At 53.0% G+C, this 26,264-nt stretch carries 26 protein-coding genes and 1 tRNA gene; 15 read left to right on the top strand and 12 right to left on the bottom strand.

The genetic code is table 11. The features are described 5' to 3' along the window. Positions 1 to 189: 189 nt before the first annotated feature. The 6 genes from hisD to O4H49_RS04635 all read right to left on the bottom strand — a co-directional run bounded on the left by hisD (position 190) and on the right by O4H49_RS04635 (position 5,692). Entirely contained in the window at positions 190 to 1,482 is a 1,293-nt protein-coding gene (gene hisD, locus O4H49_RS04660; protein WP_269422252.1) for a histidinol dehydrogenase, read from the bottom strand. Beyond that, entirely contained in the window at positions 1,472 to 2,134 is a 663-nt protein-coding gene (hisG, locus tag O4H49_RS04655) for an ATP phosphoribosyltransferase (protein WP_269422251.1), read from the bottom strand. The genes hisD and hisG overlap by 11 nt, the downstream gene beginning before the upstream one ends. A gap of 116 nt (positions 2,135 to 2,250) precedes the next feature. Continuing rightward, the gene (locus O4H49_RS04650) at positions 2,251 to 2,916 is read right to left on the bottom strand and encodes a DUF2948 family protein (protein ID WP_269422250.1); all 666 of its coding nucleotides are present in this window, start codon (positions 2,914 to 2,916) and stop codon (positions 2,251 to 2,253) included. 82 nt (positions 2,917 to 2,998) lie between these two features. Then, positions 2,999 to 4,288, bottom strand: coding sequence for a UDP-N-acetylglucosamine 1-carboxyvinyltransferase (murA, locus tag O4H49_RS04645; RefSeq protein ID WP_269422280.1), 1,290 nt, complete (start codon positions 4,286 to 4,288; stop codon positions 2,999 to 3,001). Between the two features lie 359 nt (positions 4,289 to 4,647). After that, the gene (gene dcd, locus O4H49_RS04640) at positions 4,648 to 5,193 is read right to left on the bottom strand and encodes a dCTP deaminase (RefSeq protein ID WP_419715209.1); all 546 of its coding nucleotides are present in this window, start codon (positions 5,191 to 5,193) and stop codon (positions 4,648 to 4,650) included. Between the two features lie 328 nt (positions 5,194 to 5,521). Next, positions 5,522 to 5,692 (bottom strand): hypothetical protein, encoded by a 171-nt coding sequence (locus O4H49_RS04635; RefSeq protein WP_269422248.1) that lies wholly within the window; start codon positions 5,690 to 5,692, stop codon positions 5,522 to 5,524. Positions 5,693 to 5,905: 213 nt separating this feature from the next. Between O4H49_RS04635 and O4H49_RS04630 the strand changes: the two genes are divergently transcribed. Continuing rightward, positions 5,906 to 5,980, top strand: a tRNA-Thr gene (locus O4H49_RS04630). A 278-nt stretch (positions 5,981 to 6,258) separates the two neighbouring features. Here the strand turns inward: O4H49_RS04630 and O4H49_RS04625 are convergent. The 3 genes from O4H49_RS04625 to O4H49_RS04615 form a co-directional block, all read right to left on the bottom strand. Continuing rightward, positions 6,259 to 6,396, bottom strand: a complete 138-nt coding sequence (locus O4H49_RS04625; protein ID WP_269422247.1) for a hypothetical protein — start codon at positions 6,394 to 6,396, stop codon at positions 6,259 to 6,261. A 699-nt stretch (positions 6,397 to 7,095) separates the two neighbouring features. Beyond that, positions 7,096 to 7,980 carry a hypothetical protein gene (locus O4H49_RS04620; RefSeq protein ID WP_269422246.1) on the bottom strand — a complete coding sequence of 295 codons (885 nt, stop codon included), beginning with the start codon at positions 7,978 to 7,980 and terminating at the stop codon, positions 7,096 to 7,098. 295 nt (positions 7,981 to 8,275) lie between these two features. Further along, positions 8,276 to 9,778, bottom strand: a complete 1,503-nt coding sequence (locus tag O4H49_RS04615; protein ID WP_269422245.1) for a CoA-acylating methylmalonate-semialdehyde dehydrogenase — start codon at positions 9,776 to 9,778, stop codon at positions 8,276 to 8,278. Positions 9,779 to 9,904: 126 nt separating this feature from the next. On the opposite strand from O4H49_RS04615, the gene O4H49_RS04610 reads away from it, so the two are divergent. The 4 genes from O4H49_RS04610 (at position 9,905) to O4H49_RS04595 (ending at position 13,860) form a co-directional block, all read left to right on the top strand. Then, positions 9,905 to 10,804 carry a LysR family transcriptional regulator gene (locus O4H49_RS04610; RefSeq protein WP_269422244.1) on the top strand — a complete coding sequence of 300 codons (900 nt, stop codon included), beginning with the start codon at positions 9,905 to 9,907 and terminating at the stop codon, positions 10,802 to 10,804. Between the two features lie 60 nt (positions 10,805 to 10,864). After that, on the top strand, positions 10,865 to 11,983 hold the full coding sequence (locus tag O4H49_RS04605; protein ID WP_269422243.1) for an alpha/beta hydrolase family esterase: 1,119 nt from the start codon (positions 10,865 to 10,867) through the stop codon (positions 11,981 to 11,983). A gap of 188 nt (positions 11,984 to 12,171) precedes the next feature. Next, a complete protein-coding gene (locus O4H49_RS04600) occupies positions 12,172 to 12,681 on the top strand; it encodes a hypothetical protein (protein ID WP_269422242.1) in 510 nt (169 codons plus the stop codon). Positions 12,682 to 12,735: 54 nt separating this feature from the next. Further along, positions 12,736 to 13,860, top strand: a complete 1,125-nt coding sequence (locus O4H49_RS04595) for an extracellular solute-binding protein (RefSeq protein ID WP_269422241.1) — start codon at positions 12,736 to 12,738, stop codon at positions 13,858 to 13,860. An 86-nt stretch (positions 13,861 to 13,946) separates the two neighbouring features. On the opposite strand, the gene O4H49_RS04590 is transcribed toward O4H49_RS04595, so the two are convergent. Beyond that, the gene (locus O4H49_RS04590) at positions 13,947 to 14,243 is read right to left on the bottom strand and encodes a hypothetical protein (protein WP_269422240.1); all 297 of its coding nucleotides are present in this window, start codon (positions 14,241 to 14,243) and stop codon (positions 13,947 to 13,949) included. A 166-nt stretch (positions 14,244 to 14,409) separates the two neighbouring features. Between O4H49_RS04590 and O4H49_RS04585 the strand changes: the two genes are divergently transcribed. Both O4H49_RS04585 and O4H49_RS04580 read left to right on the top strand, forming a co-directional pair. After that, positions 14,410 to 15,912 (top strand): hypothetical protein, encoded by a 1,503-nt coding sequence (locus O4H49_RS04585; RefSeq protein WP_269422239.1) that lies wholly within the window; start codon positions 14,410 to 14,412, stop codon positions 15,910 to 15,912. 330 nt (positions 15,913 to 16,242) lie between these two features. Then, on the top strand, positions 16,243 to 17,826 hold the full coding sequence (locus tag O4H49_RS04580; protein ID WP_269422238.1) for an ABC transporter substrate-binding protein: 1,584 nt from the start codon (positions 16,243 to 16,245) through the stop codon (positions 17,824 to 17,826). A gap of 376 nt (positions 17,827 to 18,202) precedes the next feature. On the opposite strand, the gene O4H49_RS04575 is transcribed toward O4H49_RS04580, so the two are convergent. Next, a complete protein-coding gene (locus O4H49_RS04575; RefSeq protein ID WP_269422237.1) occupies positions 18,203 to 18,586 on the bottom strand; it encodes a helix-turn-helix domain-containing protein in 384 nt (127 codons plus the stop codon). Positions 18,587 to 18,930: 344 nt separating this feature from the next. Between O4H49_RS04575 and O4H49_RS04570 the strand changes: the two genes are divergently transcribed. From O4H49_RS04570 to O4H49_RS04555, 4 genes are all read left to right on the top strand, one after another. Then, entirely contained in the window at positions 18,931 to 19,143 is a 213-nt protein-coding gene (locus O4H49_RS04570; RefSeq protein ID WP_020592396.1) for a DUF4177 domain-containing protein, read from the top strand. Between the two features lie 227 nt (positions 19,144 to 19,370). Further along, on the top strand, positions 19,371 to 19,766 hold the full coding sequence (locus tag O4H49_RS04565) for a TM2 domain-containing protein (protein ID WP_269422236.1): 396 nt from the start codon (positions 19,371 to 19,373) through the stop codon (positions 19,764 to 19,766). A 124-nt stretch (positions 19,767 to 19,890) separates the two neighbouring features. Next, entirely contained in the window at positions 19,891 to 20,574 is a 684-nt protein-coding gene (locus tag O4H49_RS04560; RefSeq protein ID WP_269422235.1) for a DUF599 domain-containing protein, read from the top strand. 88 nt (positions 20,575 to 20,662) lie between these two features. Further along, positions 20,663 to 22,138, top strand: a complete 1,476-nt coding sequence (locus O4H49_RS04555) for a phenylacetate--CoA ligase family protein (RefSeq protein WP_269422234.1) — start codon at positions 20,663 to 20,665, stop codon at positions 22,136 to 22,138. Between the two features lie 17 nt (positions 22,139 to 22,155). Here O4H49_RS04555 and O4H49_RS04550 read toward each other — a convergent pair whose 3' ends face one another. Beyond that, complete coding sequence (locus O4H49_RS04550) at positions 22,156 to 22,827, bottom strand: GntR family transcriptional regulator (protein WP_269422233.1); 672 nt, start codon at positions 22,825 to 22,827, stop codon at positions 22,156 to 22,158. A gap of 328 nt (positions 22,828 to 23,155) precedes the next feature. Between O4H49_RS04550 and O4H49_RS04545 the strand changes: the two genes are divergently transcribed. From O4H49_RS04545 to O4H49_RS04530, 4 genes are all read left to right on the top strand, one after another. Continuing rightward, positions 23,156 to 23,971 (top strand): transporter substrate-binding domain-containing protein, encoded by an 816-nt coding sequence (locus O4H49_RS04545; RefSeq protein WP_269422232.1) that lies wholly within the window; start codon positions 23,156 to 23,158, stop codon positions 23,969 to 23,971. Positions 23,972 to 24,115: 144 nt separating this feature from the next. Further along, positions 24,116 to 24,775 carry an amino acid ABC transporter permease gene (locus tag O4H49_RS04540; RefSeq protein WP_269422231.1) on the top strand — a complete coding sequence of 220 codons (660 nt, stop codon included), beginning with the start codon at positions 24,116 to 24,118 and terminating at the stop codon, positions 24,773 to 24,775. A gap of 14 nt (positions 24,776 to 24,789) precedes the next feature. Further along, the gene (locus O4H49_RS04535; protein WP_269422230.1) at positions 24,790 to 25,452 is read left to right on the top strand and encodes an amino acid ABC transporter permease; all 663 of its coding nucleotides are present in this window, start codon (positions 24,790 to 24,792) and stop codon (positions 25,450 to 25,452) included. After that, entirely contained in the window at positions 25,449 to 26,171 is a 723-nt protein-coding gene (locus O4H49_RS04530; RefSeq protein WP_269422229.1) for an amino acid ABC transporter ATP-binding protein, read from the top strand. The genes O4H49_RS04535 and O4H49_RS04530 overlap by 4 nt, the downstream gene beginning before the upstream one ends. The last annotated feature ends 93 nt before the right edge of the window (positions 26,172 to 26,264 follow it).

Here is a 26,264-nt window from a genome sequence, read left to right as displayed (position 1 = left end):
CCCTTGCTATTCCCGATCCATACACCGGAATGTGATTCTGCAAATGATTTTGCTGAACTGGCCCCGGTAAGACAAGGCTTCTGTTAAGGAGCCTAACATTCCGATCTTTATGATATCTGAATAACATTGAAATTATCCGGGGCGAAAGCAATGATCAATGCCTTGCCCCGGGGCCTTCCGGATCGCAGGTTATTCTTCCAGACGAAGGGAAACCGATAGGGCATGGGCTGTCAGGCCTTCTTCGCGGGCCAGGGTAACTGCCGCCGGACCAATAGCTTTCAGGCTTTGGGCATCACAGGAGATCAAAGAGGTGCGTTTCATGAAATTGAGCACCGAAAGGCCCGAGGAAAAACGAGCCGAACGGGCAGTTGGAAGCACGTGGTTTGGCCCGGCAACATAGTCACCGATCACCTCTGCCGTATGACGCCCAAGGAAAATGGCCCCCGCATTGCGAATTTTAGCCGCAAGCGGCTCAGGGTCATCCACCGCAATTTCCAGATGCTCGGGTGCCAGACGATTGGTCAGGGGCACCGCCTGCTCCAGATCATCAACCAGAATAATCGCCCCATGATCTTCCCAGCTCTCCCGTGCGATCTCGCTGCGCGTCAGGGTCTGGAGATGGATCGCGATTGCCTGTTCAACTGCTCTGGCAAAATCGGCATCATCGGTAATCAGGATCGACTGGGCTGCTGTATCGTGCTCTGCCTGAGCCAAGAGATCAGCAGCAATCCAGCGCGGGTTGTTCTTGCCATCGGCAATCACAAGGATTTCCGATGGCCCGGCAATCATATCGATCCCGACAATCCCAAAAACCTGTTTTTTCGCTGCCGCAACATAGGCATTGCCCGGTCCAACAATGATATCAACCGGGTCAATCGTTTCAGTACCATAGGCCAGGGCACCAACAGCCTGCGCCCCGCCAACCCGGTATATCTCGTCAACCCCGGCAATCGAAGCTGCTGCCAGAACAAGCGGATTGAGCACACCATCAGGGGTCGGCACCACCATGACAAGACGATCCACCCCGGCCACCTTGGCTGGCAGGGCATTCATCAGAACCGAGGAAGGATAACTTGCTGTTCCTCCGGGAACGTAAAGCCCTGCAGCTTCAACAGCCGTCCAGCGATGGCCAAGCTGCACACCGACAGGATCGGTATAGCGCAGGTCCTCGGGCTTTTGCCGGGCGTGGTAGTCGGTAATACGGGCCGCAGCCAGTTTCAGCGCCTCGATCGAGTCAGGGTTACAGGCAGCAACCGCCGCCTCGATCTCGGCAGGGGTAACGCGCAACTCATCAGCCGTCAGCTCCAGACGGTCAAAACGCCTGGTATAGTTCAACAGCGCCGCATCGCCCCGCTGCCTTACATCGGCGAGGATTTCGGCAACCGTATCATTTACATCGACCGAGGCTTCGCGTTTCGAAGACAACAGATCAAGGAAGTGGTTTTCAAAGTCGGCGGCATCAGCCTTGAGTTCACGCGGCATTGACGGCCTCCTGAAAACTGCGGATCCAGTGATTGATCTCTGATGGACGGGTCTTCAAAGCCGCACGGTTGACCACAAAGCGCGAGGAAACCTCGGCAATCTTTTCAACCTCTGCCAGGCCGTTTGCTTCCAGCGTTGCCCCGGAAGAAACCAGATCGACAATACGACGACAGAGCCCCAGATTTGGTGCCAGTTCCATCGCTCCGTTCAGCTTGATACATTCAGCCTGAACGCCCCGCGCGGCAAAGTGGCGTTGGGTAATTTTGGGATATTTGGTCGCCACCCGGATATGGCTCCACTGCGCCGGGTCTTCAGTTTTCAACAGGGTTCTCGGCGCGGCGACAGACATGCGACAGTGACCGATTTTCAGATCAACTGGCGCATAGATTTCGGGATAGTCAAATTCCATCACCACATCGCTGCCTGCCACACCAAGGTGTGCAGCGCCAAAGGCAACAAAGGTCGGCACGTCAAAACTGCGGACCCGGATCAGTTCGAGATAGTCAACATTGGTGGCAAAGCGCAACTGGCGACACTTGTCGTCAAAAAAGGAAGCCTCGGGTTCAATCCCGGCAGCTTTCATCAGCGGCAACAGTTCCTTGAGAATACGTCCCTTGGGGACAGCCAGGATCATCGGTTCGATCTTGGGCATATCATTATTTCCGTTTTTCTGTCGGTAATCAGTGTCTGGTACAGATACCCTGTTACTCTTTGGGTTACATCAGGGTAGTTACACTTTTTACCTTGGTCTTTTCTTGCTTGATACCGTCACACTTCTTTCGGGGAGCGTGCACCCAAACCATGATCTTCTGGGCCATGATCTTTTGGGCCATGATCACCAGTTCCATGATCTGTAAAACCTGTCGCCGCTTCAACGGGCTGGTCTTCAATATCATGGCGGGGCTGGTTCAGTGTCGGCCAGGGTTCGCTGATGTCATCCAAATGACAGCGGATCTGGGAAACGACAAGGCGGATCGCCGCGCCGCCAGAAAAGTGCAGCGTGATGTATCCGGGAATTGCGGCAATGGTCAGCAGATTAAGAATTTCATCTTTCTGCCCCAGATCCACATTCTTGACCTGGATTGACTTAACCCGGTCAAAACACAACCCGGTATTTACCCGGTGAAAAGTAGGCAGCGGCGCAACATCGGCAAAGGCGACGTCGTCGTCATCCTCGTCCTTGCTGTCAGCTTTTGTTTCTTCCTTGGCAGCCACGATCTCTTCCGGATTGTCCGGTGTAGAAAAGCCGCGCGCCCGGATCTCGGCCGGCAGCATTTCCCAGCAAAAACGGTTGACCACCATGACAAAACGTTTTTCCGCCGGCAGCCAGGCAACATCGCACAGCGGCACCAGAGAGTCCTGCAACAGACCTGAAAGCGTGCGGATGTCTTCGTCATCCTGCGCCCGGATCTTCAGTCTTGTCCCCTCAGCCATGCCTGTCTTCCCCACCTTTGGTTACGTGTCCTGTTTCATCACAAAAGCACAAGACATCCCGGTCTTACACCCCTGCCGATGATTATTCAACCTTGAGCCGCTCGATATCGGCTCCACAGGCAGCCAGCTTGTCCTCAACCCGCTCATAACCGCGGTCAAGATGATAGACACGGTTTAGCACAGTTTCCCCATCGGCAACCAGCCCTGCCATAATCAGCGAGAAGCTGGCCCGTAAATCCGTTGCCATAACCTCGGCCCCGGTCAGTCTGGCCTGCCCGCGCACCAGGGCGGAAGACCCGTGTACGGTTATGTTTGCCCCCATACGACACAGCTCTGGCACATGCATGAAACGGTTTTCAAAAATCGTTTCGGTAATCATCGAGGCGCCTTCGGCAGTCGACATCAACGCCATGGTCTGGGCCTGCAGATCTGTTGGATAACCCGGATAGGGCTCGGTCATGATATCCACACCGATCACCCGGCTGCCCGCACGGCTGGCAACCATGCCGTTTTCGCTGTCCTCGATCACCACACCGGCATGCGCCAGTTGGTCGATCATCGAACGCAGGTGTTTTGGCCTTGCCCCGATCAGCTCCAACCGACCGCCGGTCATCGCCGCCGCCATGGCATAGGTCCCGGTTTCGATGCGGTCCGGCACCACCGTGTGGGTATAGCTGTGCAGGCGGTCGACGCCTTCAATCGTGATGCAATCCGTGCCTGCACCCTGGATCTGTGCGCCCATGCCAATCAGACAGTCTGCCAGATCGACCACTTCCGGCTCACGCGCCGCATTGATCATCCGGGTTGTGCCCTTGGCCAGCACTGCCGCCATCATAATGTTTTCTGTCGCGCCAACAGAAACCTTCGGGAAAGCCACTTCGCCGCCGATCAGCCCCTTGGGCGCTCTGGCGTGGACATAGCCTTCTTTCAGTTCGATCTCGGCGCCAAGCTGCTGCATGCCCTGCAGATGCAGATCAACCGGACGCGAGCCAATGGCACAGCCACCGGGCAGCGAAACCTCGGCATGACCTTCACGGGCCAGCAAGGGCCCGAGCACCAGAATAGACGCACGCATCTTGCGCACCAGATCATAAGGTGCACGGGTCGTGGCAATGTTTTTGGCGTGGATTTCCAGCACCCGCCCGGCGCAGCCTTCGCTGCCCGCTGCACCGTTCATGTGCAGTTCGGCACCATGTTGCGACAGCAGATTGGCCAGCGTGGTGATATCCGCCAGATGCGGCAGGTTACAGAGCGTGAGCACTTCATCCGTCAGAAGGGCTGCCGTCATCAGCGGCAGCGCTGCGTTCTTGGCGCCACTGATGTGAATTTTACCTTTGAGCGGGTTGCCCCCGCGAATTCTGATCTTGTCCATCGTCGTCTTTACCGTTTCAGCCTGAGTATTCAGACCCTTATTTCTGAACTGGAGGATATTTCCGCCTCCAGGTGTTCTGATCTCTGCCCTGCAAGACAGGGGACCTTTACCGTGCCGAATGAATTCCGACGTTGTTGCCATGATATTCTCCCATAAAAAAAGCCTGTTTAAAGGCCCGGTACAGGGAAAAAAGTAATGGCGGCTCTTGTTCAAATCGTGACGACGATCTGTTCAAAAAACGTACCCCGATCATTCTGCCATAAAACTGATGACAAAAAATGACCAGTAACAGGGCTCTCGTCCCTGGGGAAAGAGCCAGGGGCTGCACCTTACAGGCGCCCCCAAAACAAATGTAGCTCTTACAAACGGGGGAGCGTAACCCCGCGCTGTTTCATGTATTTCCCGGCGCGATCCGCATAGGACACGTCACAGTCGCCCTCGCCCTTGAGGAACAGGAACTGACAGACACCTTCGTTGGCGTAAATCTTGGCAGGCAGCGGTGTGGTGTTGGAAAATTCCAGCGTCACATGGCCTTCCCACTCCGGCTCCAGCGGCGTGACATTGACAATGATGCCGCAGCGGGCGTAGGTCGATTTGCCAAGGCAGATCACCAGCACGTCGCGCGGAATGCGGAAATATTCGACCGTCCGGGCCAGGGCAAAGGAGTTCGGCGGAATGATGCAGACATCATCGTTCTTCTCGACAAAGCTCTGGTCGGAAAAATTCTTGGGATCGACAATGGCGTTGTGCACATTGGTGAAGATCTTGAACTCGCTGGATACCCGCGCATCATACCCATAAGAACTGACCCCGTAGGAGATCACACCCTCGCGGCGCTGCGCCTCGACATAGGGCTCGATCATGCCATGTTTTTCGGCCTGCTCACGAATCCATGTGTCCGGCATAATTCCCACGGCTTGCTCTCCCTCTTCACAACTCTACAGGTTTTCTGCGCACAAGCCTGTAGACAAGGCGGCAGATCTATATATGGCCTTCTACTGTTTCCGCACCAAAAGCTCAAGAATGAAGATTCGCCCGCTTCATATTTATAGGCCCTAATTTACAAGGCTGAGCTGTCGCTGAATTTATCCAGGATGGTTTACTGGCCCCTTTTTGTGATCGGAACCAAGGAGACTTGCCGCTTGCAAAAGATCAAGAACAGATCAGCCTGCCTCACGGACCTGTCTTCTGCGTCTGATCGTACAGCAGCAACAGGCCCTTCAGCGCGAGGCGCTATTTACGTTCGCGCATCTGGCTTTTGCGCTTGCGCAGGTTCTCGCGCAGCGCCTTGGCCTCACGGTCCAGCCGTTGCCGGGTGCGTTCAGCCAGCTCTTTCTGCTCTGGCGTATCGGCGACTGCGGATGTATTTTCCGGTGTAGTATCGGTTTCTGGTGCTTTGTTCATGGCGGCAGAGTGCTAATCTCCCCCGCCTTCGTCAAGTACTGTTGTAACGGACAGAGCGAAAATCACGTCTCGGGCCGGAAGGAGCAAACCTCTGGCCCTGATGCCTTTGCATAAAATCAAGACCTTTGGAGAAAATCAAAATTTTTGCCCAAAGATAAAAATAAGGCTTGCATTGGTTCGCTGGCAGAGGCATATAACGCCCGTCCAGACGAGGCCGTGGTAGCTCAGGGGTAGAGCACGTCATTGGTAATGACGGGGTCGGCGGTTCAATTCCGCCTCACGGCACCATTCTTTCGGTATACAATCAGATACTTAGAAATTTGGTCGCTTTTGATAAAGCCTGTATTTCTGGACACAATCACACAAAAACCCAGAAATCCCTCCTAAGGCAAACCTTCCGTTGCAAGGCCTCTGGCTTCGACTTTTGCCCTCTATTCTCGGACCATCTCTCAATTACAATATCAGCAATAAAAAACGTCTATTAAGACACAGCAAGCGGGGCTGTGAGCGTGTTTTACTGCCTCAGCCCCGGGCTTGTTCCTGTGTCTTTCTAACCTTATACTTTCTTATTTTCCCTTCTTGGCTCCGACGTTCAGGCTTGTCTTGTTCGCGCCGGAATCAGCCGTTGCCAGAACCTTTACCTTGACCTGTTTTGGCTTTTTGGCTTCTTTGTTGCCGCGTTTATTGTCGCCTTTTTTTGACATGAGAACACCTTCGAATGTGCAGCAGGTTCTGGCCCGGAGATCAAAGATATCGGGGTACGACACTGCTACGGGTTATCCATTGATCGCCTGATAGCGGCGTAAATGGTCTGTTTTTGTAGTGGCAGGTGGTTTTGCGGCTCCGGGCTATAGCGAACGGGTCCCTTGGGACCTGTTATTTCTAACGCAAGAACTGCAACAGCAAAGTCTGTATCAGCAAGCTTAGGTAAAAACACACTTGTCAGCGCCTGCAGACAAACATTGCAGGAGAAGCGGCAATACACTGGATCATCAAGATCGGCCCTGCCGATGGTTTTCTGGAATTCGCGTCAGAAAATTCATCAACATCAGCTATTTAAAGCTATCAAGCGCTTATCGCATTCGTCCGGTCAGACTATAGATTCTGTGCAAACAAGCAAGCGAATAGCAGACGGAAATATTCTTGCTACTTTTCTTCCTTATTTGGTTATGGCCCTCCCTGCTCTTCTGGTATTGTGCGGCCTCGCTTCTGCCCTGCTTTACAGCTGCCTGTATTACCTCCCAATCCGCAACAGTTTTTGGTTAGACAAGACCCAAGATCACGCCTAGCCGGTTGATTTGCCCGAACCGGCCTGGAAACGACACGCCCGAAGGCATGAAGATCTCACGTCAGGAAAGAGAGGGCGACCCGGTGCTATAGAGCCCGGCATTAAAGTGCCAGCGCTAAAGAGAAGGTATAAATGGCGGTATCAAATATCCCCCCGCCTGTGAGCTGTCCTGGGTTGGTGCCTTGCAAAAAGGACAAAGAACTTCGAAGCTGCCATCCCTGTGCATATCATCGAGTACCGCCGCCAGAAGCGGGGCCAGAGCGCCGTGTTTTTTATGCAGGTAGAGATAGGCATTTCGCTGTTCCAGAGGTGTGACCGTCAGGCCGGAAGCCTCACCTTGGTTCTGGTCGGAAGATATACGGAAAAGCTCTTTCCAGACCAGCGCCACCTGAAACCGCCGGGCTTTGAGCATTTTCAGGATATTGCTTTCCAGCTCGACCGGTGCGGGATGACCATAGTCCCCGGCCCGGCTGTAAAAGATCACCCAGTCCGCCGGGTAGCCGACCGAATAATGGCGCAAAGACCCCCAGTCAGAAATCCGGATTGCGGGGTCAAAGGTCAAGGCAACCACTTCACCCCAGAGCAAAGGAGAATCAACCCGGACCAGATTTTGGTAATCGTCCTCAACCCCTTCGATCCGGGGATAGTGACCATCTGCAGCCCCGCTGTTTGCCGCCCGAATAGAACGGCGGAAAGGCAGGGGCATTACTTCGGCAACCCAGCCTACTCTAGCTGTCGCTTCGCGAACCAGAGCATCCAGCTGTGCCATGAGCTGCCCGGTTTCCTCATCCCTGACTTCATAGGTACTGAATATAAGAGTTGGTGGGCTTCCCGCTTTCCCGGCCTGTCCGACAACAGGTAAAATGTCTTTTGCTTGAAGCGGGGATATAAACAAAGTGGCAGCAAGAACAGAGAGAATTATCAGGTAAAAGACCCTGATCAGGGTCGCGAAAGATAAAGGGCCAGAGACAAGCGCAACTTTTATTTGCCTGAAACCCATAATACCCCCTTTGCGACGACCGAAAGAATCTCGTTACAGCAGCCCCGCATACCGGGCAGCGTCCGCAGTAGTATCGGTAAAAATCTTTCCCGCTATAATAGCACACATCTAGGATAAAAGTCAGAGCCTGATAACCGCAAAAAAACTTCGCCGCGGACACCACTCAGCAAAAGCTGATAGTGTCCGCGGCGAAGGATGACTTTTTCCCGTTCAACATCTTTGCTGAATCAGGATAAGTGATTCTGGCACCTGGCCAGCAGGCGCAGGGTTTTCCAGGCAGTTACCCGCCAGACACTTACCCGAGGGTAGGCATGGTGAATTCCGGGTCGCTGCGCTGTCCGGTTGGCCAGCGGGTTGTCGTGGTTTTGATCCGGGTGTAGAAGCGCACCCCTTCCATGCCGTGCATGTGGTGATCACCAAAGATAGACGCTTTCCAGCCGCCAAAGCTGTTGAAAGCCATGGGAACCGGGATCGGCACGTTGATGCCGACCATGCCGACTTCGATGTCCTGGCTGAAGTTGCGGGCAACATCGCCATCGCGGGTAAAGACCGCCGTACCATTGGCATAAGGGTGCCCGTGGATCAGATCAACCGCTTCCTGATAGGAGCCCTTGCGCACCACAGAAACAACCGGGCCAAAGATCTCGTCCTTGTAGCAGGTCATGTCTTCGGTAACGTTGTCGAGCAGGGTTCCGCCGATAAAATAGCCGTTTTCATAGCCCTGACGGGTCTGTTTGAAATCGCGGCCGTCGACCACAACCTTGGCACCCTGGGCTTCGCCGCTGTCGATATAGCCCCGGACCTTGTCCAGATGCTGTGCTGTGACCAGTGGTCCCATTTCCGAGGTACGATCTGCCGCAGGGCCGACCTTCAGCGCCTGGATCTGCGGGATCAGCTTTTCGATCAGCGCGTCGGCAACCGCATCGGTGACGGGGACGGCAACAGAAATCGCCATGCAACGTTCACCAGCAGAACCATAACCCGCGCCCATCAGGGCAGAAGCCGCCATATCCAGATCGGCATCAGGCATAATGATCATGTGGTTTTTGGCCCCGCCCAGCGCCTGGACCCGTTTGCCGTTTGCGGTTCCGGTCTGATAGATATACTGGGCAATCGGGGTGGAACCGACAAAGCTGATCGCCTTGACATCGGGGTGCTCGAGCAGCGCATCAACCGCAACCTTGTCGCCCTGTACCACGTTAAAGACACCCGCAGGCAATCCTGCTTCGGCCAGCCATTCCGCCATCATCAGCGATACAGAAGGATCTCGCTCGGATGGTTTGAGAACAAAGGTGTTGCCTGTTGCCAGCGCCACAGGCCACATCCACATCGGCACCATGGCCGGGAAGTTGAACGGCGTGATCCCGGCACAGACCCCCAGGCTCTGTCGGACCATGTGGCTGTCGACGTCGGAGCCGACATTTTCACAGAACTCGCCCTTGAGGAAACTTGGCGCGCCAATGGCAAACTCGACAACCTCAAGCCCGCGGGTTACTTCGCCCAGCGCGTCATCGTGGGTCTTGCCGTGTTCGGCGGAAATGGCTTCGGCCATCTGTTCGCTGCGCTCCCACAGGATGTTCTTGAAACGGTCAAGAATACGGGCGCGGCGCAGTGGTGGTGTTTTTGACCAGGCCGGCCAGGCTGCCTTGGCAGCAGCAACCGCGGCGTCAACCTCGGCCACAGAGGCCAGAGCAACAGTTTTTTCAGATGTTCCGGTTGCCGGATTGAATACCTTCTGATTGCGGCCGGAAGTTCCGGCGACAAAGGCGCCGTTCACATAATGTGCGATCTCGATCATGGTGCTGTCCTCAAACTGAATAACGGGTGCAGGAAATAAATGATCTGCGGGATAAGGTATCGACAGCCTTTATGATTATATATAGACATTAAATATGATCTGTTATGCATAAACGAGGATCAAAAATTGAACTGGGATGATGCAAAATACTTTTTGGCCATTGCAAGATCGGGCCAGATGCTGGGGGCGGCAAACCGACTGAACGTCAGTCAGGCCAAACTCAGCCGTCGTATTACCTCGTTGGAGGAATCCCTTGGCAGCAAGCTGTTTGAGCGCACCACCCGCGGCTGTGAACTGACGGGGGATGGCGCCGCCTTTCTCGAGGTTGCCCAGCGGATTGAAAACGAGTTTCTCCAGGCCCAGTCCCTCGTCAGGCAAAGCGAGACCACCCTTGCCGGCACAGTACGCATTGGCACAACTGACGGCTTTGGGGTGATTTTTCTCTCGCCCCGGCTCCACCTGTTGCAGGAGCGTTTTCCCGATCTGAATATCCAGCTGGTGCCCGCCCCGCGCAGTTTCTCGCTGTCGCAACGCGAAGCCGATATTGCTGTCATGATTGGCCGCCCGGTCAAGGGACGCCTGCGTACCCGCAAGCTGACCGATTATTCCCTCGGGATCTACGCCGCCAGAAGCTACCTGAAGAAAGCTGGTACACCGGAAAAACTCGCCGATCTTCTACAACATCGTCTGGTGGGCTATGTCGAGGATCTGGTGTTCACGCCAGAACTGAACTATGCCGCCGATTTCCTGCCTGGCTGGAAATCCAGTATCGAGATCTCCAGCGCTTTGGGCCAACTGCAGGCGGTTTGCTCCGGGGCGGGTATTGGCGTCCTGCACGAATTCATGGCCCATCCGCACAGCAAAGATCTGGTGCGGCTTTTCCCGGAACAGTCCATCCAGCGCAGCTATTGGACTGTCTGGCATGAAAGCATGAAAAACACCAAGAAAGTCGCCGTCGTCGCAGAATTCCTTGACCAGCTGGTCCGGCAGGAAAACCACCTGTTTCTGCCCGGCAGTGCTGGCTAGATCATAACATTTGTTGCGGTCCGCATTTTAGTACTGGCACCATTATACAAGCAGCATAGTATGATCACGATACGTGTCTTTTCAAACCAAAGCCCCCATAGCAACCAAGGTCCCATGATGGTCTCTCGCCCCCTGCTGTCCAGCTCTGTCAAACGTGCCAGAAAGATCACCACCAACAAGGAAACCATCGGGCACAGGCACAGGTGCTCTGGCCGGTACAAAACACGGGCAGGTTTTGCAGTGGCACTTGTTTGGTTCTTGAGCCTTATCATTCGCGATCCGTTTGTTTCATCTGCATTGGCAGCAGGCGAGCTGACACCTTCAGGAACAAGTTGCGGAGACATCGGCAATGCCTGCAAGATACCTTTGGGCGAATATAATGTTGCGTTGCCCGATACCAAGAACCTGGCCAAGGGCAACAAGATCCCTGCAGTGCTTTTCTTTCACGGCGCCGGGCGTTCGGGTGAAGTTACCCTGAAAGACAAAGAGATGATCAATACCTTGACCGGACGTGGTTATGCCGTGTTGGCCCCGACCGGGCTGATGTATCCAGAATCCCGTTTTGGTGCAGGCTGGTCATTTTTGCCCCAGCGCAAGAAACTCAGGGATGAACTGGCTTTTTCCCGCGAAATTCTGGATGACGCGACACAACGCTTTGGTATTGATCGTCAGCGTATTCTGATGAGCGGCTTTTCCGTCGGCGGGTCCCTGACCTGGTACCTTGCCTGTCAGGCACCGGACATCGCCGCCGCCTATGCGCCGGTTTCCGGTGCCTTCTGGCGACCACATCCCGAATCATCCGACTGCAAGGGGCCGGTCAAGCTGATGCATACCCACGGCTGGATGGATCAGACCGTGCCGCTGGAAGGCCGCCCTTTGCGCTCGGGTGTTTATCAGGGGGATGTATTTCAGGGCCTGCAGGTCCTGCGAGAGGTCAATGGCTGTAACGGCCTGCGCGCTGATGAATTCGAAATGAGCAAAACTGACATGATGCCCGAAGAAAAGATGGGCACCATCTTCTGGCAACGCTGGTGGACCCGCTGCACCCCCGACAGCGACCTGCGCTTTGTCCTGTTTCCCGGAGGCCACGACGTCCCCAAAGGCTGGGCCACCCTCGCCCTCGACTGGTTCGAGGAAGTAACCCGGGATGGAACCGCTGATGGTCGTGCCCTGAATTAAAATTCTTGAAATAAAAGCAGGGTGTTTTCTACTTTGTATTCACATCAGCACAAACGAACCAATACCATAAGATGTATTTATTTCTTTGAATTTCCCTTGTGCTGATAGTATCACCATTCGCAAAAAATAACTCGTCCACCGTCGAGAGTAAACTCGCTCTCATATGATTTATCACACAGGGAAGTTCTATGTTATCAAAACTGTCTCTTGCTCCGACTTTATTGTTGCTCGCTGGTTGCGTTACAACCGGAAGCGAAAATTATCAATCTATTGCAGACCTCCAAAGCAAAGGCCTTACTCCTTTATCCGGTGAAGAGATTACAAAGCTGCTCACGGGTAACACTCTCGTCGGCGAATATGTGACAACTCCATCAGCAAACTTTGAAAACAAAAAGAACAAATGGATGGAGTACTACGATGTGAATGGCACCACGAACTACCGCTATTGCGAAGCCCAAAAAAACAAAAACTGGGACTGCGGAAAAAACGTTGCAGGCGCTTGGCATGTTAAAGAAAACGAACTGTGCTTCTCATACGATGATTCCGCTATTCATGATCGTTGCTTTCAGATTTACAACGATCAGAGCAGTTACTTGATTGCAGCGACAAATTTCAAAAGTGCCGGGTACGTTCGCGCGCGTATTGACAAAATTTCAGACGGGTTTGTCGAGGATATTCCGTTTTCTACCCATCCCTGACGACACAGCCTACAGTCTCTCCACATCCATTTTTATTCGAAACGGTTTTTCTTCATGAAAAATAATCTAGACGGGTGCTTTTGGGCAATTATTGGCCTGATGCTACTGGGCACATCTGGCTGTGTACGTTCCACCAGCCCATCATCTTTTGTTGTCACTTCCTGGGGCGGAGCTTATGGCATCAGTCAAGAAAAGGCCTATATCAAACCATTCCAAGAAGAACACCCAGACAAAAAGATCGAGCTTATCACCGGAAGCTTCACTGCTATAAACGACCTTCGATACCAGGCCAAACAGAATGCTATAATATGGGATGTTGTAGACATGCTCCCCGGGGCGGCCATGGTCGCTTGTGATGAAGGCCTTTTAGTGGAAATAGATTTAGACAAGGATCTATACCCTGCTCCAGATGGGACCCCCGCGAGCAAAGATTTTTATCCAGCTCTTCAATTAAGCAAAACGAGCAAAAACTGTTTTGTTCCCATGGTCGCATATTCCACTCATTTTGCTTACCCAACCGGACAATGGGGCGAAAAACACCCCACCGAATTGGCAGATTTTTTTGATCTCAAAAAATTTCCTGGAAAACGCGGCTTATTTAAAGGAGCCACGAATAATCTCGAATGGGCTTTATTGGCTGACGGGGTTCTGCCTGACCAACTTTACCAAACACTCTCGACTTCAGAAGGCAAAAAAAGGGCATTCGCAAAGCTCGATACCATCAAAGATCATATTGTCTGGTGGGAAAAAGGAATAGAACCGGGTATATTTCTCAAAGAAAAGCAGGTCGCGATGACTTCCATTTATAATGGACGCAGTTATCAGGCTGAGATTGAACAAGGACAGTCCATTTCAACACTTTGGGATTGGCAATCGCTTGAACTGGAGGGTTGGGTTATCCCAAAGGGCACACCTGATCTGGAACTGGCACTCGAGTTCATTCGTTATTCCTCGAACACGCCTGCGCTAGCCAGACAAGCAAGTTATATCGCGCACGGTCCAGCAAGGCGTTCCTCTATCCCGTTCGTTGGCAAGCATTACACGTCTGGCAAAGACATGCTTCCTTACATACCCACAACCCCTGAACGTATGTCGCGTTCTTTAGTTCCCGATGCGATCTGGTGGGTTGATAATGAGGACGAGATGGAGCGTCTATTCAATACATGGCTTAAGCACTAGATAGAGAAACAATCCAAAAACTAAAACTGGCCCAATATTTCGCGCATATCATGCGTGAGTTGGGCCAGTGTTTTTTTAGTGGTTTTTTATAAAACCGACGTTCCGGGCAGAAGATTGATCAGGTCAGTCTCTTCCAGCTCGATCGATCCGGGATCGCGTGAGATCGCGATCATCGTTCCCTGCCCGCGGAGCTCTACGGCTCCGGTCTGGTGGCCTTGCTCGAGGTATTCCAGAAGAATCTGACGCGCAGCCTGTAGGGCTTCGGCTTTGTTCCGAACCCCGAACAGCTCCTGGGTACGGACCGCAACTCTGCCCGGCGCAAAGACCGTAACGCGATAAAACCTTGGTTCCGTTGTTTGGGGTTTGGCTTGAGCAAATGACATAGAACAAAAAGAGAACACTTATCTGTTTTTGTCAAGACCAGACCTGTCTACACGAAAGTTTGATGAACTAATCCCCCGATGGTTGTCGTTTTTTCTATATACTCTGCTGTTTTGCAAGAGCCACCTAAAAAAAATCATCGGAGAAACAAAACAAGGGGAGAGCGCTATGGAGGACCTGTTCACTGTCATCACCGCCCTGGATAATGAAGAAATCACCCGCGACAAAGCCCATAAGAAGATGGCATCCTGGGGCAAAACCACTCTGAAAAAACACCTGGACGCCGCTGGACTTGGCGGAGAAAAACTACCTCCCCATCCAGAAACCCTTGCAAAAATTCTGTTATCGCTAACCCGTCCAGATCCGGAGAACCGGCGACTGATCACGCCGAAAACCCTGGAAGCGATCGTTACCGGGAAGTTGTTCGATGATGATCCCCCTGACCTGAAACAACGCTTTGCCCTGCGTCAAGGGAACAAGGTCAAGGTGATGGTCCTGCGGGACCGTCCCGGCCAGCCCCCGCGACTGGAACAGGACTTTGAACTCGCCGGGGCTGATCTTCCGGCAGAAATTATGACCGAAATTCCTGAAGCACCAGAAGATCCCGACCTGTCCACACCGCCAGAAGATCCAGACATTCCCCACGGGACAATCGAGACCGTGGCGCGAAGTTATTACCGGGTTGATATCAAGCTGGTCTACTGGATCCCTTACCGCCCCAACAAGTTTCCAATCCCAACCCGCTTCTTGCCTACCCGATGGAAGTTCGCCACCATGAGCCAGGAACAGCGCATGGCGGCGCGGGCCATGCTCGCCACGGGCAACCCTCCACCTCCACGCACGTTCCCGACCAAGGCATCCTGGGACAAGCTCGTCGCTTCAAAGGAATACCGGGGGGTCACCCACCACCTGTTGTTTGTCTGTTGTCCGGGCGAAAGGCCGAAGAATGATCTCGATTACCTCAACAAGGCAGGCTATACCCCGGCGCCGTCTGAAGTTCCGGCCACCCCGGCGAACACCTTGGCCAAACGCCTCAATGATGACCACAAGGATCAGCAAACAGTCGGCTCGATTGCCGAGAGTCTCCTAAACAGCGACACCGGGACGGAGATCACCGGGGTCCCCGGATTTGCTGTCGGCGATCAGTACGAAGACGCCGCCGCCTTGATCAAAGAACTCTGTGATGAAACCAATGAATCTTTCAGTGAAGGTGAACGGCACTACAAATACACGCCAGCAGCTGACTGCTTCAGTGGCAATTGGGATTTTGCTGTACGGGTCGGCAAGGCACATAATCTGCTGAACTATGCCGCCACAGGAAAGCTGATCGCCTTTCAGGGCGGAGACCTGGGCTTCAAACTCTGTTGCAGTGATGGCAAATTGAAGCTGCATTACAAATACTCCGCAATCCCTTCACAGGCGCTCTACATCAACAATCGTCGGGTCTGGAAACACGACATGTTGTCAGCGGACTGGGAAAAGGTTGAAGAATGTTTTTACACCCCGACACGTTATGCCACCTGGGGCAGCAAAGCCGAACTTAAAGCCGCGCTGGAGAGCAAAAAGATGTCCCCGAGGCCCTTTACCAAAGACGTCGAGTTTCCCCTGGTATCGACCACGGGCTGCCCCACGCCAATCCCGGAAACCTGGATTTATGACCGTGACATCTGAACGGAAGTTTTAGGCGCTTTAAAAATCAGGCAAGGAAAGCTGTTGGCCAGCAAAGGCCTTCCTTGCCCTTTCCCCCGGGTTACCTCGAGCACCTCGGGGCAGAGTTTGTTTCCGGATATTTTTATACACTGCGTAGATTTATGTATTGAAACCAGAGAAATAAGAAAAGTTTTACCCACTAAAGCATGTCTAATAGGCCTCGTTGTTGATGAACTTTTCACAAGAACATCGATGAGCAAAAGCGGGTTTGGTACCTCCCCTGCGATATTAACAAACAAAGCCTGGAATTTGGGTTTGCGATGAGCCGTCGGCTCCGCGAAGGAGGATCACTTGTCTGAAATATCCCACTATCAACACATGGTTTCCACTGGAAAAATCACCCGCCGTGATTTCTTCGAAAAGGCTGCTGTCCTTGGTCTGACCGCCACGGCTGCTTCAACTTTACTGAGTTCAGGTGCTCTTGCCCAAAGCCCGAACAAAGGCGGGACGCTGAAACAGGGCATGCTTGGCGCGTCTACCGTTGATGACCTTGCTCCGGGAAAACAGGTCGATCGCATGATCGTCAACGTCAATTACCAGCTGCGTAACAATCTGGTCGAGATTGCATCTGACGGTCAGGCCATACCTGAGCTTGCCGAAAGCTGGGATGTCGAACCCGGTGCCCAAAAATGGGTCTTCAACCTGCGTCAGGGAGTCGAGTTTCACAACGGCAAGACGATGGACGCAGAGGATGTGGTCTTCTCGCTCAACCAGCATCGCGGGGAAGCTTCTGAATCAGGCGGCAAGGGTCTGGCTTCTGGAATCGCCGATGTTCGCACTGACGGCAAGAACAAGGTAATCGTCGAGTTGACCTCCGGCAATGCAGACCTGCCTTATCTGCTCGCTGATCGACACTTCAAAGTCATCCAGAAAGACGAGAACCCCAGTAACGGCGTTGGAACTGGCGGTTATATCCTGGAATCCTGGGAGCCGGGCGTTCGGGCGATTACCCGTAAAAACCCGAACTACTGGAAAGAAGGTCGCGCCCATGTCGAGGCGATTGAAACCCTGGCGATCAACGATACGGCCGCCCGTTCCTCTGCGCTGCAAACCGGCGCCATTCATCTGATGAACGCACCAGACCCCAAAACCCTGGGACTCATGAAGCGCAACAAAAACCTGCAAATTCTGCGTTCTGCTGGTGGACGTCACTTTACCTTTGCCATGCGCACCGATATGGCCCCCTTTGACAACAACCATGTCCGTCTCGCACTCAAATATGCCATCGACCGGGAGCAGCTGGTTAATACCATTCTGCGGGGTTACGGTCGGGTCGGGAATGACCATCCGGTCCCGGAAACCGATCCCTATCACGCCAAAGACCTGCCCCAGCACAGCTATGACCCGGACAAGGCAAAGTTCCACCTGAAACAGGCCGGACTCGACAGCCTCTCCATTCCTTTCCACACCTCGGATGCCGCTTTTGTCGGCGCGGTAGATGCTGGTGTTCTCTTGCGAGAAAGTGCTGCAGCTGCCGGAATAAATGTTGATATCGTCCGTGAGCCTGCGGATGGTTTCTGGTCGGATGTCTGGATGAAAAAGCCGTTCTGTCCGGTTTATTGGGATGGACGCCCGACTGGCGAGATGATGATGTCCACAGTCTTTCAGTCCGACGCGTCCTGGAACGATACCTTCTGGAAACGGGAAGACTTCGACAAACTGCTGCTTTCGGTCAGAGCCGAGCTTGATACCAGTAAGCGTGCAGAAATTTATTATGAACTGCAGCGGATGATCAGTGAAGAAGGCGGGGCCCTCACCCCGATGTTTGCCGACTTTGTCGATATTGCCACTGCAGATGTCATGGGTTTCGAGGCCTCACCGGAAAACGAGATGTCGGGCCACCGTTCAGGCGAAAGGGTCTGGCTGGCCAGTTAATTCCGATTTTGTTTCCCCGCCACCCTGACGACGTATCACCTGCTCTGTCATCGGGACCTGCCAGTTGCCGATGACACCCTCGAGACCGGAGCAGCCCTGTTCCGGTCTTCTTTTTTTGTCAGAACTGTCAGGCATGATGTCACAAAGACCGGCTGTTCCCGACAGTCTGATCAGGGTCGTATATTGGTATCCTTTACTGGGTTTTGAATTCCAACAGCCACATCCATCGTCAATCATAGCCCTAAGGATTACGGTCGTATCTTGCCCAGCCTGCACAGATCCGACCTTTCACATTCTTGAAAGTCAATAAAACCGCAAACAGGGCCCGAATTGGACCCTGTCTGTTACCATAAAGCCGTAGAAAAGCCGTTTGGCTTTAGCCGATACCATCAGCCTGTTCTTCGCGGATACCGCGCTGAACCCGGTTAACTTCGCTGGAAATTTCGAACAGCAGCTGCACCATGCGCTCATGCATGGACTGGAGACGTTCGATTTTGCTCTGCAGATCAGCAGTTTCCACCACCTCAACACTTGGTGGCAGATCTGTGCCATCGCTATTTCCTTCGATCAACCACATCATGCTGACACCCAGAACCCCGGCCATGCTCACCAGCTTGTTTGCACGGGGTTCGGAACGATCGCTTTCCCAGTTGTTCACTGTGGATACCTTGACCCCGACCCGACGGGCCAGCTGAGAAGCAGTAAGTCCTCTGCTTTTGCGGGCGGTAGCAATACGTTCACCAATTGTCACATACGTCATTAATAAAACCTCTTACTTTTAAATCCCTGAGAAAACACCCGAGAAAACATTCTCTTGTGAACTCCAGGTAATAATTCCTTATTATTCAATACACTGTATTTTCAAGCGCATCCCTTTAGCTAGTGCCAAAGGGATACACATTCTCTCCCCCAAGATCAAGCAGTATATCCCAAAAAAGACTTGTGCCTGGACGGCACATCATCTCAGGATAGAAGCAACACCTCTTTGCCGCGGCTTCTCAATCCCACACATCTTCGGGTTTCAATCTTTACAACCCGGCATGTCTTCACTATTGATTTTATGGATTTTTTTACCAACAGCTGAACATCTCATAGGGGGCATTCGTGGCTTACAAAGAATACAAAATCATTCACGTGGTTGAAGGCGGACTGGGCACAATCTTTCTTGGCGCATCCGGTATTCCAATCAAGAAAATGGAAACCATGCTCAATGCCGAAGCTGCCGAGGGCTGGAATGTGGTCTTTCAGATCGTCGAACAAAAACGCTTTATGCTGTTCTGGAAACGTGAAGCAGTAATCGTTACGCTGGGTCGCTAGGCAACCCGGAGGACGCCCGGAAAACCGGGTCATTAAAAGCGCTTTGACCCAGAGATCCAATCGGAGATCTGATCTGGCAGAGGTACCGCCGGGCTATTATTCGGGTAATAAAGATACTGAAATAGCCCGGAACAGCCTTCGCCTGAACAGATCTGGAATAACAATTCATAATGCTGTCCAATGGCAAGTGATCGCAAATCAGGCGATCTCAAACTCAAGGAGCTGACATGTTAAGCAAAGAAGAGGTCCTGGCCAAAGAAGAAGCTCTGCGCAAACAGGTCCGGGATTTACCCGACGACCAGCGACTTTCATTCTTTAAAGAAACAGAAAAGCAGCTCAAAGACCCTGATACCTATGCCACTTTGAATTACGTTTTCATTGCCGGACTGCATCATTTCTACCTCGGCAAATGGGGGCGGGGTATTGCCAACATTACCATCTTTCTGATCGCCATTATTTTTCTTTTTACCGGCAACATCGAACTCGGGGTTCTGGTTTTTCTGCTGATCACGGCTTTCGAACTCTTTGAACTTTTCCGCTCTCAGTTGATTGTCCAGAATCACAATAATGAAATCATGGAAGATCTGTACCGAAAGATCGCCAAACAGCCCCCTTCCAGCTAAAACAGGAAAATCCGGCTATTGCCAAGCGGTCCGGAACCAGAGCGCTATAGCCGAACAGACAGCATCGAGCATAGGCTCTGGCTGAATACACCCAGCTGAATAGCTGAAAACAAGGACTGCGCCATTGAACCTGACACTTTTTTCTTCCCTCGACTGGCTGGCCCTTGCAGTCTTTGTCGCGTCCTGGCTGGCCTATACGCTTTTTGCTGATCACAGTCGCTGGTCCGACAAAAGCCTGACCAACCGGATCAATGTCTATCGCGAACGCTGGATGATGGAAATGGTCACCCGTGATCTTCGGATGATTGACACCACCATCCTTGGCAACCTGATGACCGGCATTGCTTTTTTCGCCTCGACGGCCATGCTGATCCTCGGGGGTATTATCGCCCTGCTCGGCAACCCGACCCTGGTTACCCAGTCGATCAAACACCTGCCCTATGCGGTGGACAGTAGTCCGGTGGTCTGGGAATTCAAAGTGTTGCTGCTGGCCCTGATTTTTGTCTATGCCTTTTTCAAGTTTGCTTGGGCCTTTCGTCTGACCAACTATTGCAACATCATGGTCGGCAGTGCTCCGGTCAAGGAAGCTGATCCGATCAAACTGGAACAGCATGCCAAACGTGCCACAAAACTGAGTTGCCGGGCCGGACATCACTTTAACCGGGGCTTGCGCGCCTTTTTCTTTGGATCTGCGGCCCTTGCCTGGATGTTTCACCCTCTGGCATTGATGTTGGCTTCGCTCGTTGTGGTTATTGTACTCTACCGCCGCGAGTTCAGCTCCACCGCCCTGCTGGTTCTACAGGACTGAGCCCAACAGGCCATCAATCGGAATAAATTCCCCCGCGATCGCAAAATCAGGTAACATTCATCTGTTCTTTGCCTGGCGGGGAAACTTAATGAAGAAAAAAGCAGCTCGACCTGTTACAAAAACAGTGAAGAAAACTCAAAAAACAACGCCCTTACCTTCTAAGACATCTTCAAAAGCCCACAATAACTGGCTGTCCCGTTATGAGCTGAACTGCGCGGTTCCCCATCTTGCCTTCCCCGTTATCAGCACAGCCTCAAACCTTGCAGTTATCTCCAGCCTGACCCAACTGGAGAATACCCAGTGGTGGACGCCAGAGAAAATCCGGGAAATGCAATTCAAACAGCTCTACCAGCTTGTCCAGCATAGCCAAAAAACTGTGCCTTTCTACAAAGATTACCCCAAAGCTGATAGCCCCGAGCATCTTGCTGAAATCTGGCAGGAATACCCCGTTCTGGCCCGTGGGGATATCAACGCCAACCAGACTACCTTGACGTCTGGCAAACTGCTCAAGGCCCATGGTAGCGTCACAACCAAATACACATCAGGGTCTACCGGACAACCGATTGGCGTCAAGAACACGGCCCTCAGCGGTGTATTCTGGCGCGCCTTTACCCTCAGGGATCACATCTGGCACCAGCGCAATCCCGACTGGAAACTGGGACATATCCGTATCTCCAAGACCGGACAAGCGGTTTACCCCGGTGTTACCGGGCACGGCTGGTCTTCTGAACGTGGGGCCAATGCCCTGATCCGGACCGGTCCGACGGCAGGATTGAACATCAACACCCCTGTTGAACAGCAGGGCAAATGGTTGCTGGACAATGATCCGGATTTCCTGATTACCTTTCCCAGTATTATCCATCGCCTGGCTCAGCATTTTCTCGACAAGGGACTAAAGGCAAACCGCCTCAGACAGATTGAAACCATTTCGGAAATCATGACAGAAGAGACACGTGCCATTTGCCGGAAAGCTTTTGGCATCGAACTTGTTGACCTCTATTCCACTCGGGAGCTGGGATACCTTGCCCTGCAATGCCCGGAACATCCGCATTATCATGTCCAGAGTGAAGGTGTGTTTTTGGAGGTGGTGAACGACGACGGCAGTCCTTGCCTGCCGGGACAACCCGGCAAGGTGCTGGTCACCCCCCTGCACAATTTTGCCATGCCGCTGATCCGGTACGCAGTCGGCGATTATGCTGTGTTGGGTCCCCCCTGCGCCTGTGGACGCGGCCTTCCCGTTCTCGAACGTATCCTCGGGCGCGAAAGAAATCGTCTGCGTCATCCGGATGGCAGCTATCGCTGGATTAGTATTTCAGCAACCGATAACGGGAAACTGCTGGCCATTGCCCCGATCCAGGAATACCAGATTATCCAGAATTCCCTGACGGAGCTCGAGTTCAGAATTGCGGTGCCAGAAGATCCTGCCCCCGATCAGATACGGCAACTGCAGGAATGGGCACGTTCAGCCCTGCATTTTCCGGCAACAATTACTATCATCGCCCAGCGCAGGCTTGAACGCAGTGCCAACGGCAAACTTGAGCTTTTCAAAAGCCTGATCGATTAGACGAAACCGGATATGATTTACTGGTTGTCAAGATACTTGCGCAGGACCTTGTAGGAACCAAGGATGTGTTTACGTGTTCTCTTGCCAGCCAATTCGCCGTCCCCTTCAACACAGGCAGCAAGAATTTCAAGGTGTTCCTTGCGGGCTTTCTCCATCCCGTTGGTCAGAACCAGCTGGGCCCGGATATAGGAATCAACCCGGTCAATCGCTTCACCGATCAATTTGAGATGGAACGGACGCTTGGCATCCTTGTAGAGCGCACCGTGGAACAGGCGGTTCCATTCGCCCCACTTTGACGAATCAGTCTCAGAGCTGAAAAGCTCACAATATCTTCTGGCTTCCTCAAGTGTTTCCGGGGTCATCATCGCCACAGATTTTTCAATCACCATCGGCTCAAGCGTTGCCCGGACTTCGTAGATTTCCTCGACATCCGCAGGTGAAAGCAAGGATACGACATAGCCCTTGTAGCGCAGGCTTTGTACCAGCCCTTGAGCCTCAAGGCGGTTCAAGGCTTCACGTACAGGAATACGGGACACATTAAACAGCTTGGCAACGTGTTCTTGCCGCAGCGACTCCCCCGCTTTTATCTGTCCACTGATGATCCCGTCACGCAGCGCATCATAGATAATATCAGATGATGACGCCGTTTTAGCGAGATCCACGCCCAGTCCTGTCAAGCCTTCCAACACTTCAGATTCTCTCTTTAATTACAACGATATCTTCACTGGATTTCCTGCGGTGCCTGCGAAGATGAAGGAGAGTATACAATTTTTTTTCAGAAGATCTGCAGAAATTATATTGAATATTGTATACAATCTACGTTATACACAATCTCACGCCGATGAGAAATACAGACAGTCAAAACGCGACAGTCGGTGACAGAGAGACGTACAGAGCAAATCGGGCCCAAGCCTGAGCAAACAAAAACGGCCATGCCAGAGCGAGCCATTGTCCCGACCCCGGGAGTGAACTTCGGGCGTTACTGGCAGGCGCAATGATGAACAGTTGGAGGAAGAAATGCTAAAGAATGTAATGAAAGCCCTGACCCTTGGCGGCTGTATAGCAACCGTCATGACCACCCCTGCAGCTTTTGCTGACAAGCTGGATGATGTGATCAATGCGGGTGAACTCCGCTGCGGCGTTGTGCTCGACTTTCCGCCCATCGGTTATCGCGATGCGAACAACGAGCCAGCTGGCTTTGATGTGGAATATTGTAAGGATCTGGCCAAAGCACTGGATGTTGACGCGACAATCCTGCCCGTCACCTGGGCCGAACGTCTGCCTGTGATTGCAACCAACCGCGCCGATGTTGTTTTTGGCGGCACCTCTGATTCACTTGAACGCGCCAAGACTGTCGGCTTCTCCATTCCCTACGCCATCTATTATGCCCAGGCTGTGGTTGGTAAAGACAGCGGCGTAAAGACTTTTGAAGACCTCAAAGGCAAACGTGTTGCCGCCGCTGTCGGTACGGTGCCGGAACAGGAGTACCTCAAGTACGCCAAAGAGTGGGGTGTCGAGAACCTTTATCAGGGCTACCAGAGCGAAAATGAGGTTTTCCTCGCTGTAGCTCAGGGTAAAGCTGATGTCGGCATCACGACCAACACAGCCGTCAAACCGATTGTGGAACAGTATGACACTATTGACGCAGGCCCTCGCATGCCCTGGACCACAGATTACACCTCGGTTGTCGGCCCACGTCTAGATGTAACCTGGTTGAACTACCTGAACCTCTTTGTGACCCATCAGGTCCGCTCTGGCCGTTATCAGGAACTCTGGGATACCTATGTTGGTGGTGAAGCACCAGAGTTGCGCATTCCTGGCGTTCTCTACTGATCGATCACCTGCTGTACTTCCCGCAGTAATTATTCCTGCTGCGGGAAGCTCTGCCGGGGGATCTGCAAAGTCCCCCGGTTGTGAGGCAAAACAAATCAAAAGCACCAACATCCCGGTTGAAGCACCGGACAGGAGCCTTCCAACGTGGATTACAATTTTCATTGGCGACCGGTATTCAGGCAATTGCCCGATCTGTTCGAGGCAGGCCTGCTGACACTGGAAGTCGCCATTCTGTCAATGATACTGGGCATCATGCTGGGGCTGATCCTGGCCCTGTTGCGGATGAACGGTCCCAGACCCCTGCGCTGGATCGCCAACTTCTGGGTTGAGCTGGCCCGCAACACTCCGGCCCTGTTCCAGCTGTTTTTCTTCGGTTTCGGGCTGGGTGCCTTTGGTCTGCATCTGACGCCCTATCTGATTGTCTTGCTGGGTCTGTCTTTTAACAATGCCGGTTATCTGGCCGAGAACTTTCGCGGCGGGTTCCTCGCCGTACCCGACACCCAGATCCGGGCGGCCCGTTCACTGGGCATGACCGCAAGCCAGACCTATATCCGGATCATCATTCCACAGGTCCTGCGCATCGTTTATCACCCCATGACCAATCAGATGGTCTGGGCAGTCCTGATGAGCTCGCTTGGCATGCTGGTCGGTTTTCGCGAACTCTCGGGCGAGACCCAGTTCTTTGCCTCGAAGACCTATCGCATCTTTGAATATTTCGCGGTCACAGCGGTGATTTACTATGTCATCGTCAAGATCATCCTGATTGGCTCGAAACTGGCCGCCCGCCGGCTGTTCAAATACTAGAAAGGAGATGCCCCATGAGTGAACCCATTTCCTTTTTCAGTGGATTTCAGGTCAATGACCTGGTGTTTCTCGGGGAAGCCGCCGGACGGACATTACTGATTTCAGCGGTCTCTATCACCATCGGTACGATCTTTGGCATCTTTTTCGGCTGGTCGCTTCAGGCATCCAAATGGCTTGCACAGACGACCATCGGAACAATCCTTGATATTTTCCGCTCGGTGCCGCTGATCATCCAGTTGATCCTGTTTTACAATTTCTTTCCGATCATTGGCTGGAATACAGGTCCCTTTGCGGCGGGTGCTGTGGTGTTGAGCATCTATACTGCTGCGCTGGTCGCCAACGTGGTGCGCGGCGGTATTGAAGCAGTCGGCATCCCCATGCGTCGGGCGGCAAGATCCCTGGGCATGAGTTACTGGCAGGACCTGCGCTATGTGGTCTGGCCCATCGGTCTGCGCGCCGTATTCCCGTCCTGGGTCGGGGTCGCGCTCAGTGTGATCAAGGACAGTGCGCTGGTTTCAGTTCTCGGCTACATGGAACTGTTGCGGGCCTCCCAGATCCTGATTACCCGGACGCAGGAACCCTTTATCATTCTGGCTTGTGCCGGGGCATTCTACTTTGCCCTTTCCTACCCTCTCTCTAAATATTCCCAAAAGCTGGAAGAAAGTTGGACCTCATGATCGAGATCAAGCAGCTCCACAAATACTTCGGCAAGCTCCATGTGCTGCAAGGTATCGACCTCAATGTGAACAAGGGCGAAGTATTGAGTATCATCGGCTCCTCCGGGTCCGGTAAATCCACCCTGCTCTATTGCATCAATGGGCTTGAGCCGATCCAGCAGGGACAGATTATGGTGGATGGCATCCCTGTGCACGATGCCAAAACCGATATCAACAAGCTGCGCCAGAAACTGGGCATGGTCTTCCAGCAGTGGAATTCCTTCCCGCATCTGACTGCTTTGGAAAACGTGGCTCTGGCCCCGAAGATCGTGCGCAAGATGTCTCGGGACGAGGCCAAAACCATCGCTGAAAAACAGCTGCGCCATGTTGGTCTGGGCGACAAGCTGGACGTTTATCCTTCCGCTCTGTCTGGTGGCCAGCAACAGCGTCTGGCCATTGCCCGCGCCCTGGCGATGGAGCCAGCATATATGCTGTTTGACGAGGCCACCTCGGCCCTCGACCCTGAACTGGTTGGCGAGGTGCTTGATACCATGCGCCTGCTGGCCGAAGAAGGCATGACCATGATTTGTGTCACCCATGAAATGAGCTTTGCCCGCGATGTATCTGATCGTGTAGCATATTTTCATCAAGGACATATGGAGGAAGTCGGCCCTCCGGCACAGATTTTCGGAGACCCGCAAAGTCCCCATACCCGGAAATTCCTCGCCAGTGTGCGTTAGGAAGTTCGCCAGAGTTTAAAAACCAAGAGATACCCGAATACCCTTTAATACCTACACCCCGAACAATAACTTTATGACTACAGGAACAAGACT

The sequence above is a fragment of the Kiloniella laminariae genome (genome assembly GCF_027214005.1).
GTDB lineage: Bacteria > Pseudomonadota > Alphaproteobacteria > Kiloniellales > Kiloniellaceae > Kiloniella > Kiloniella laminariae_A.
This window is presented reverse-complemented; position numbering and strand designations above follow the sequence as displayed.

Coding starts and splice junctions, on each gene's coding strand:
- hisD (WP_269422252.1), bottom strand. CDS start 1,482: ATGCCGCGTGAACTCAAGGCTGATGCCGCCGACTTTGAAAACCACTTC.
- hisG (WP_269422251.1), bottom strand. CDS start 2,134: ATGCCCAAGATCGAACCGATGATCCTGGCTGTCCCCAAGGGACGTATT.
- O4H49_RS04650 (WP_269422250.1), bottom strand. CDS start 2,916: ATGGCTGAGGGGACAAGACTGAAGATCCGGGCGCAGGATGACGAAGAC.
- murA (WP_269422280.1), bottom strand. CDS start 4,288: ATGGACAAGATCAGAATTCGCGGGGGCAACCCGCTCAAAGGTAAAATT.
- dcd (WP_419715209.1), bottom strand. CDS start 5,193: ATGCCGGACACATGGATTCGTGAGCAGGCCGAAAAACATGGCATGATC.
- O4H49_RS04635 (WP_269422248.1), bottom strand. CDS start 5,692: ATGAACAAAGCACCAGAAACCGATACTACACCGGAAAATACATCCGCA.
- O4H49_RS04625 (WP_269422247.1), bottom strand. CDS start 6,396: ATGTCAAAAAAAGGCGACAATAAACGCGGCAACAAAGAAGCCAAAAAG.
- O4H49_RS04620 (WP_269422246.1), bottom strand. CDS start 7,980: ATGGGTTTCAGGCAAATAAAAGTTGCGCTTGTCTCTGGCCCTTTATCT.
- O4H49_RS04615 (WP_269422245.1), bottom strand. CDS start 9,778: ATGATCGAGATCGCACATTATGTGAACGGCGCCTTTGTCGCCGGAACT.
- O4H49_RS04605 (WP_269422243.1), top strand. CDS start 10,865: ATGATCACGATACGTGTCTTTTCAAACCAAAGCCCCCATAGCAACCAA.
- O4H49_RS04600 (WP_269422242.1), top strand. CDS start 12,172: ATGTTATCAAAACTGTCTCTTGCTCCGACTTTATTGTTGCTCGCTGGT.
- O4H49_RS04595 (WP_269422241.1), top strand. CDS start 12,736: ATGAAAAATAATCTAGACGGGTGCTTTTGGGCAATTATTGGCCTGATG.
- O4H49_RS04590 (WP_269422240.1), bottom strand. CDS start 14,243: ATGTCATTTGCTCAAGCCAAACCCCAAACAACGGAACCAAGGTTTTAT.
- O4H49_RS04585 (WP_269422239.1), top strand. CDS start 14,410: ATGGAGGACCTGTTCACTGTCATCACCGCCCTGGATAATGAAGAAATC.
- O4H49_RS04575 (WP_269422237.1), bottom strand. CDS start 18,586: ATGACGTATGTGACAATTGGTGAACGTATTGCTACCGCCCGCAAAAGC.
- O4H49_RS04565 (WP_269422236.1), top strand. CDS start 19,371: ATGTTAAGCAAAGAAGAGGTCCTGGCCAAAGAAGAAGCTCTGCGCAAA.
- O4H49_RS04555 (WP_269422234.1), top strand. CDS start 20,663: ATGAAGAAAAAAGCAGCTCGACCTGTTACAAAAACAGTGAAGAAAACT.
- O4H49_RS04545 (WP_269422232.1), top strand. CDS start 23,156: ATGCTAAAGAATGTAATGAAAGCCCTGACCCTTGGCGGCTGTATAGCA.
- O4H49_RS04535 (WP_269422230.1), top strand. CDS start 24,790: ATGAGTGAACCCATTTCCTTTTTCAGTGGATTTCAGGTCAATGACCTG.
- O4H49_RS04530 (WP_269422229.1), top strand. CDS start 25,449: ATGATCGAGATCAAGCAGCTCCACAAATACTTCGGCAAGCTCCATGTG.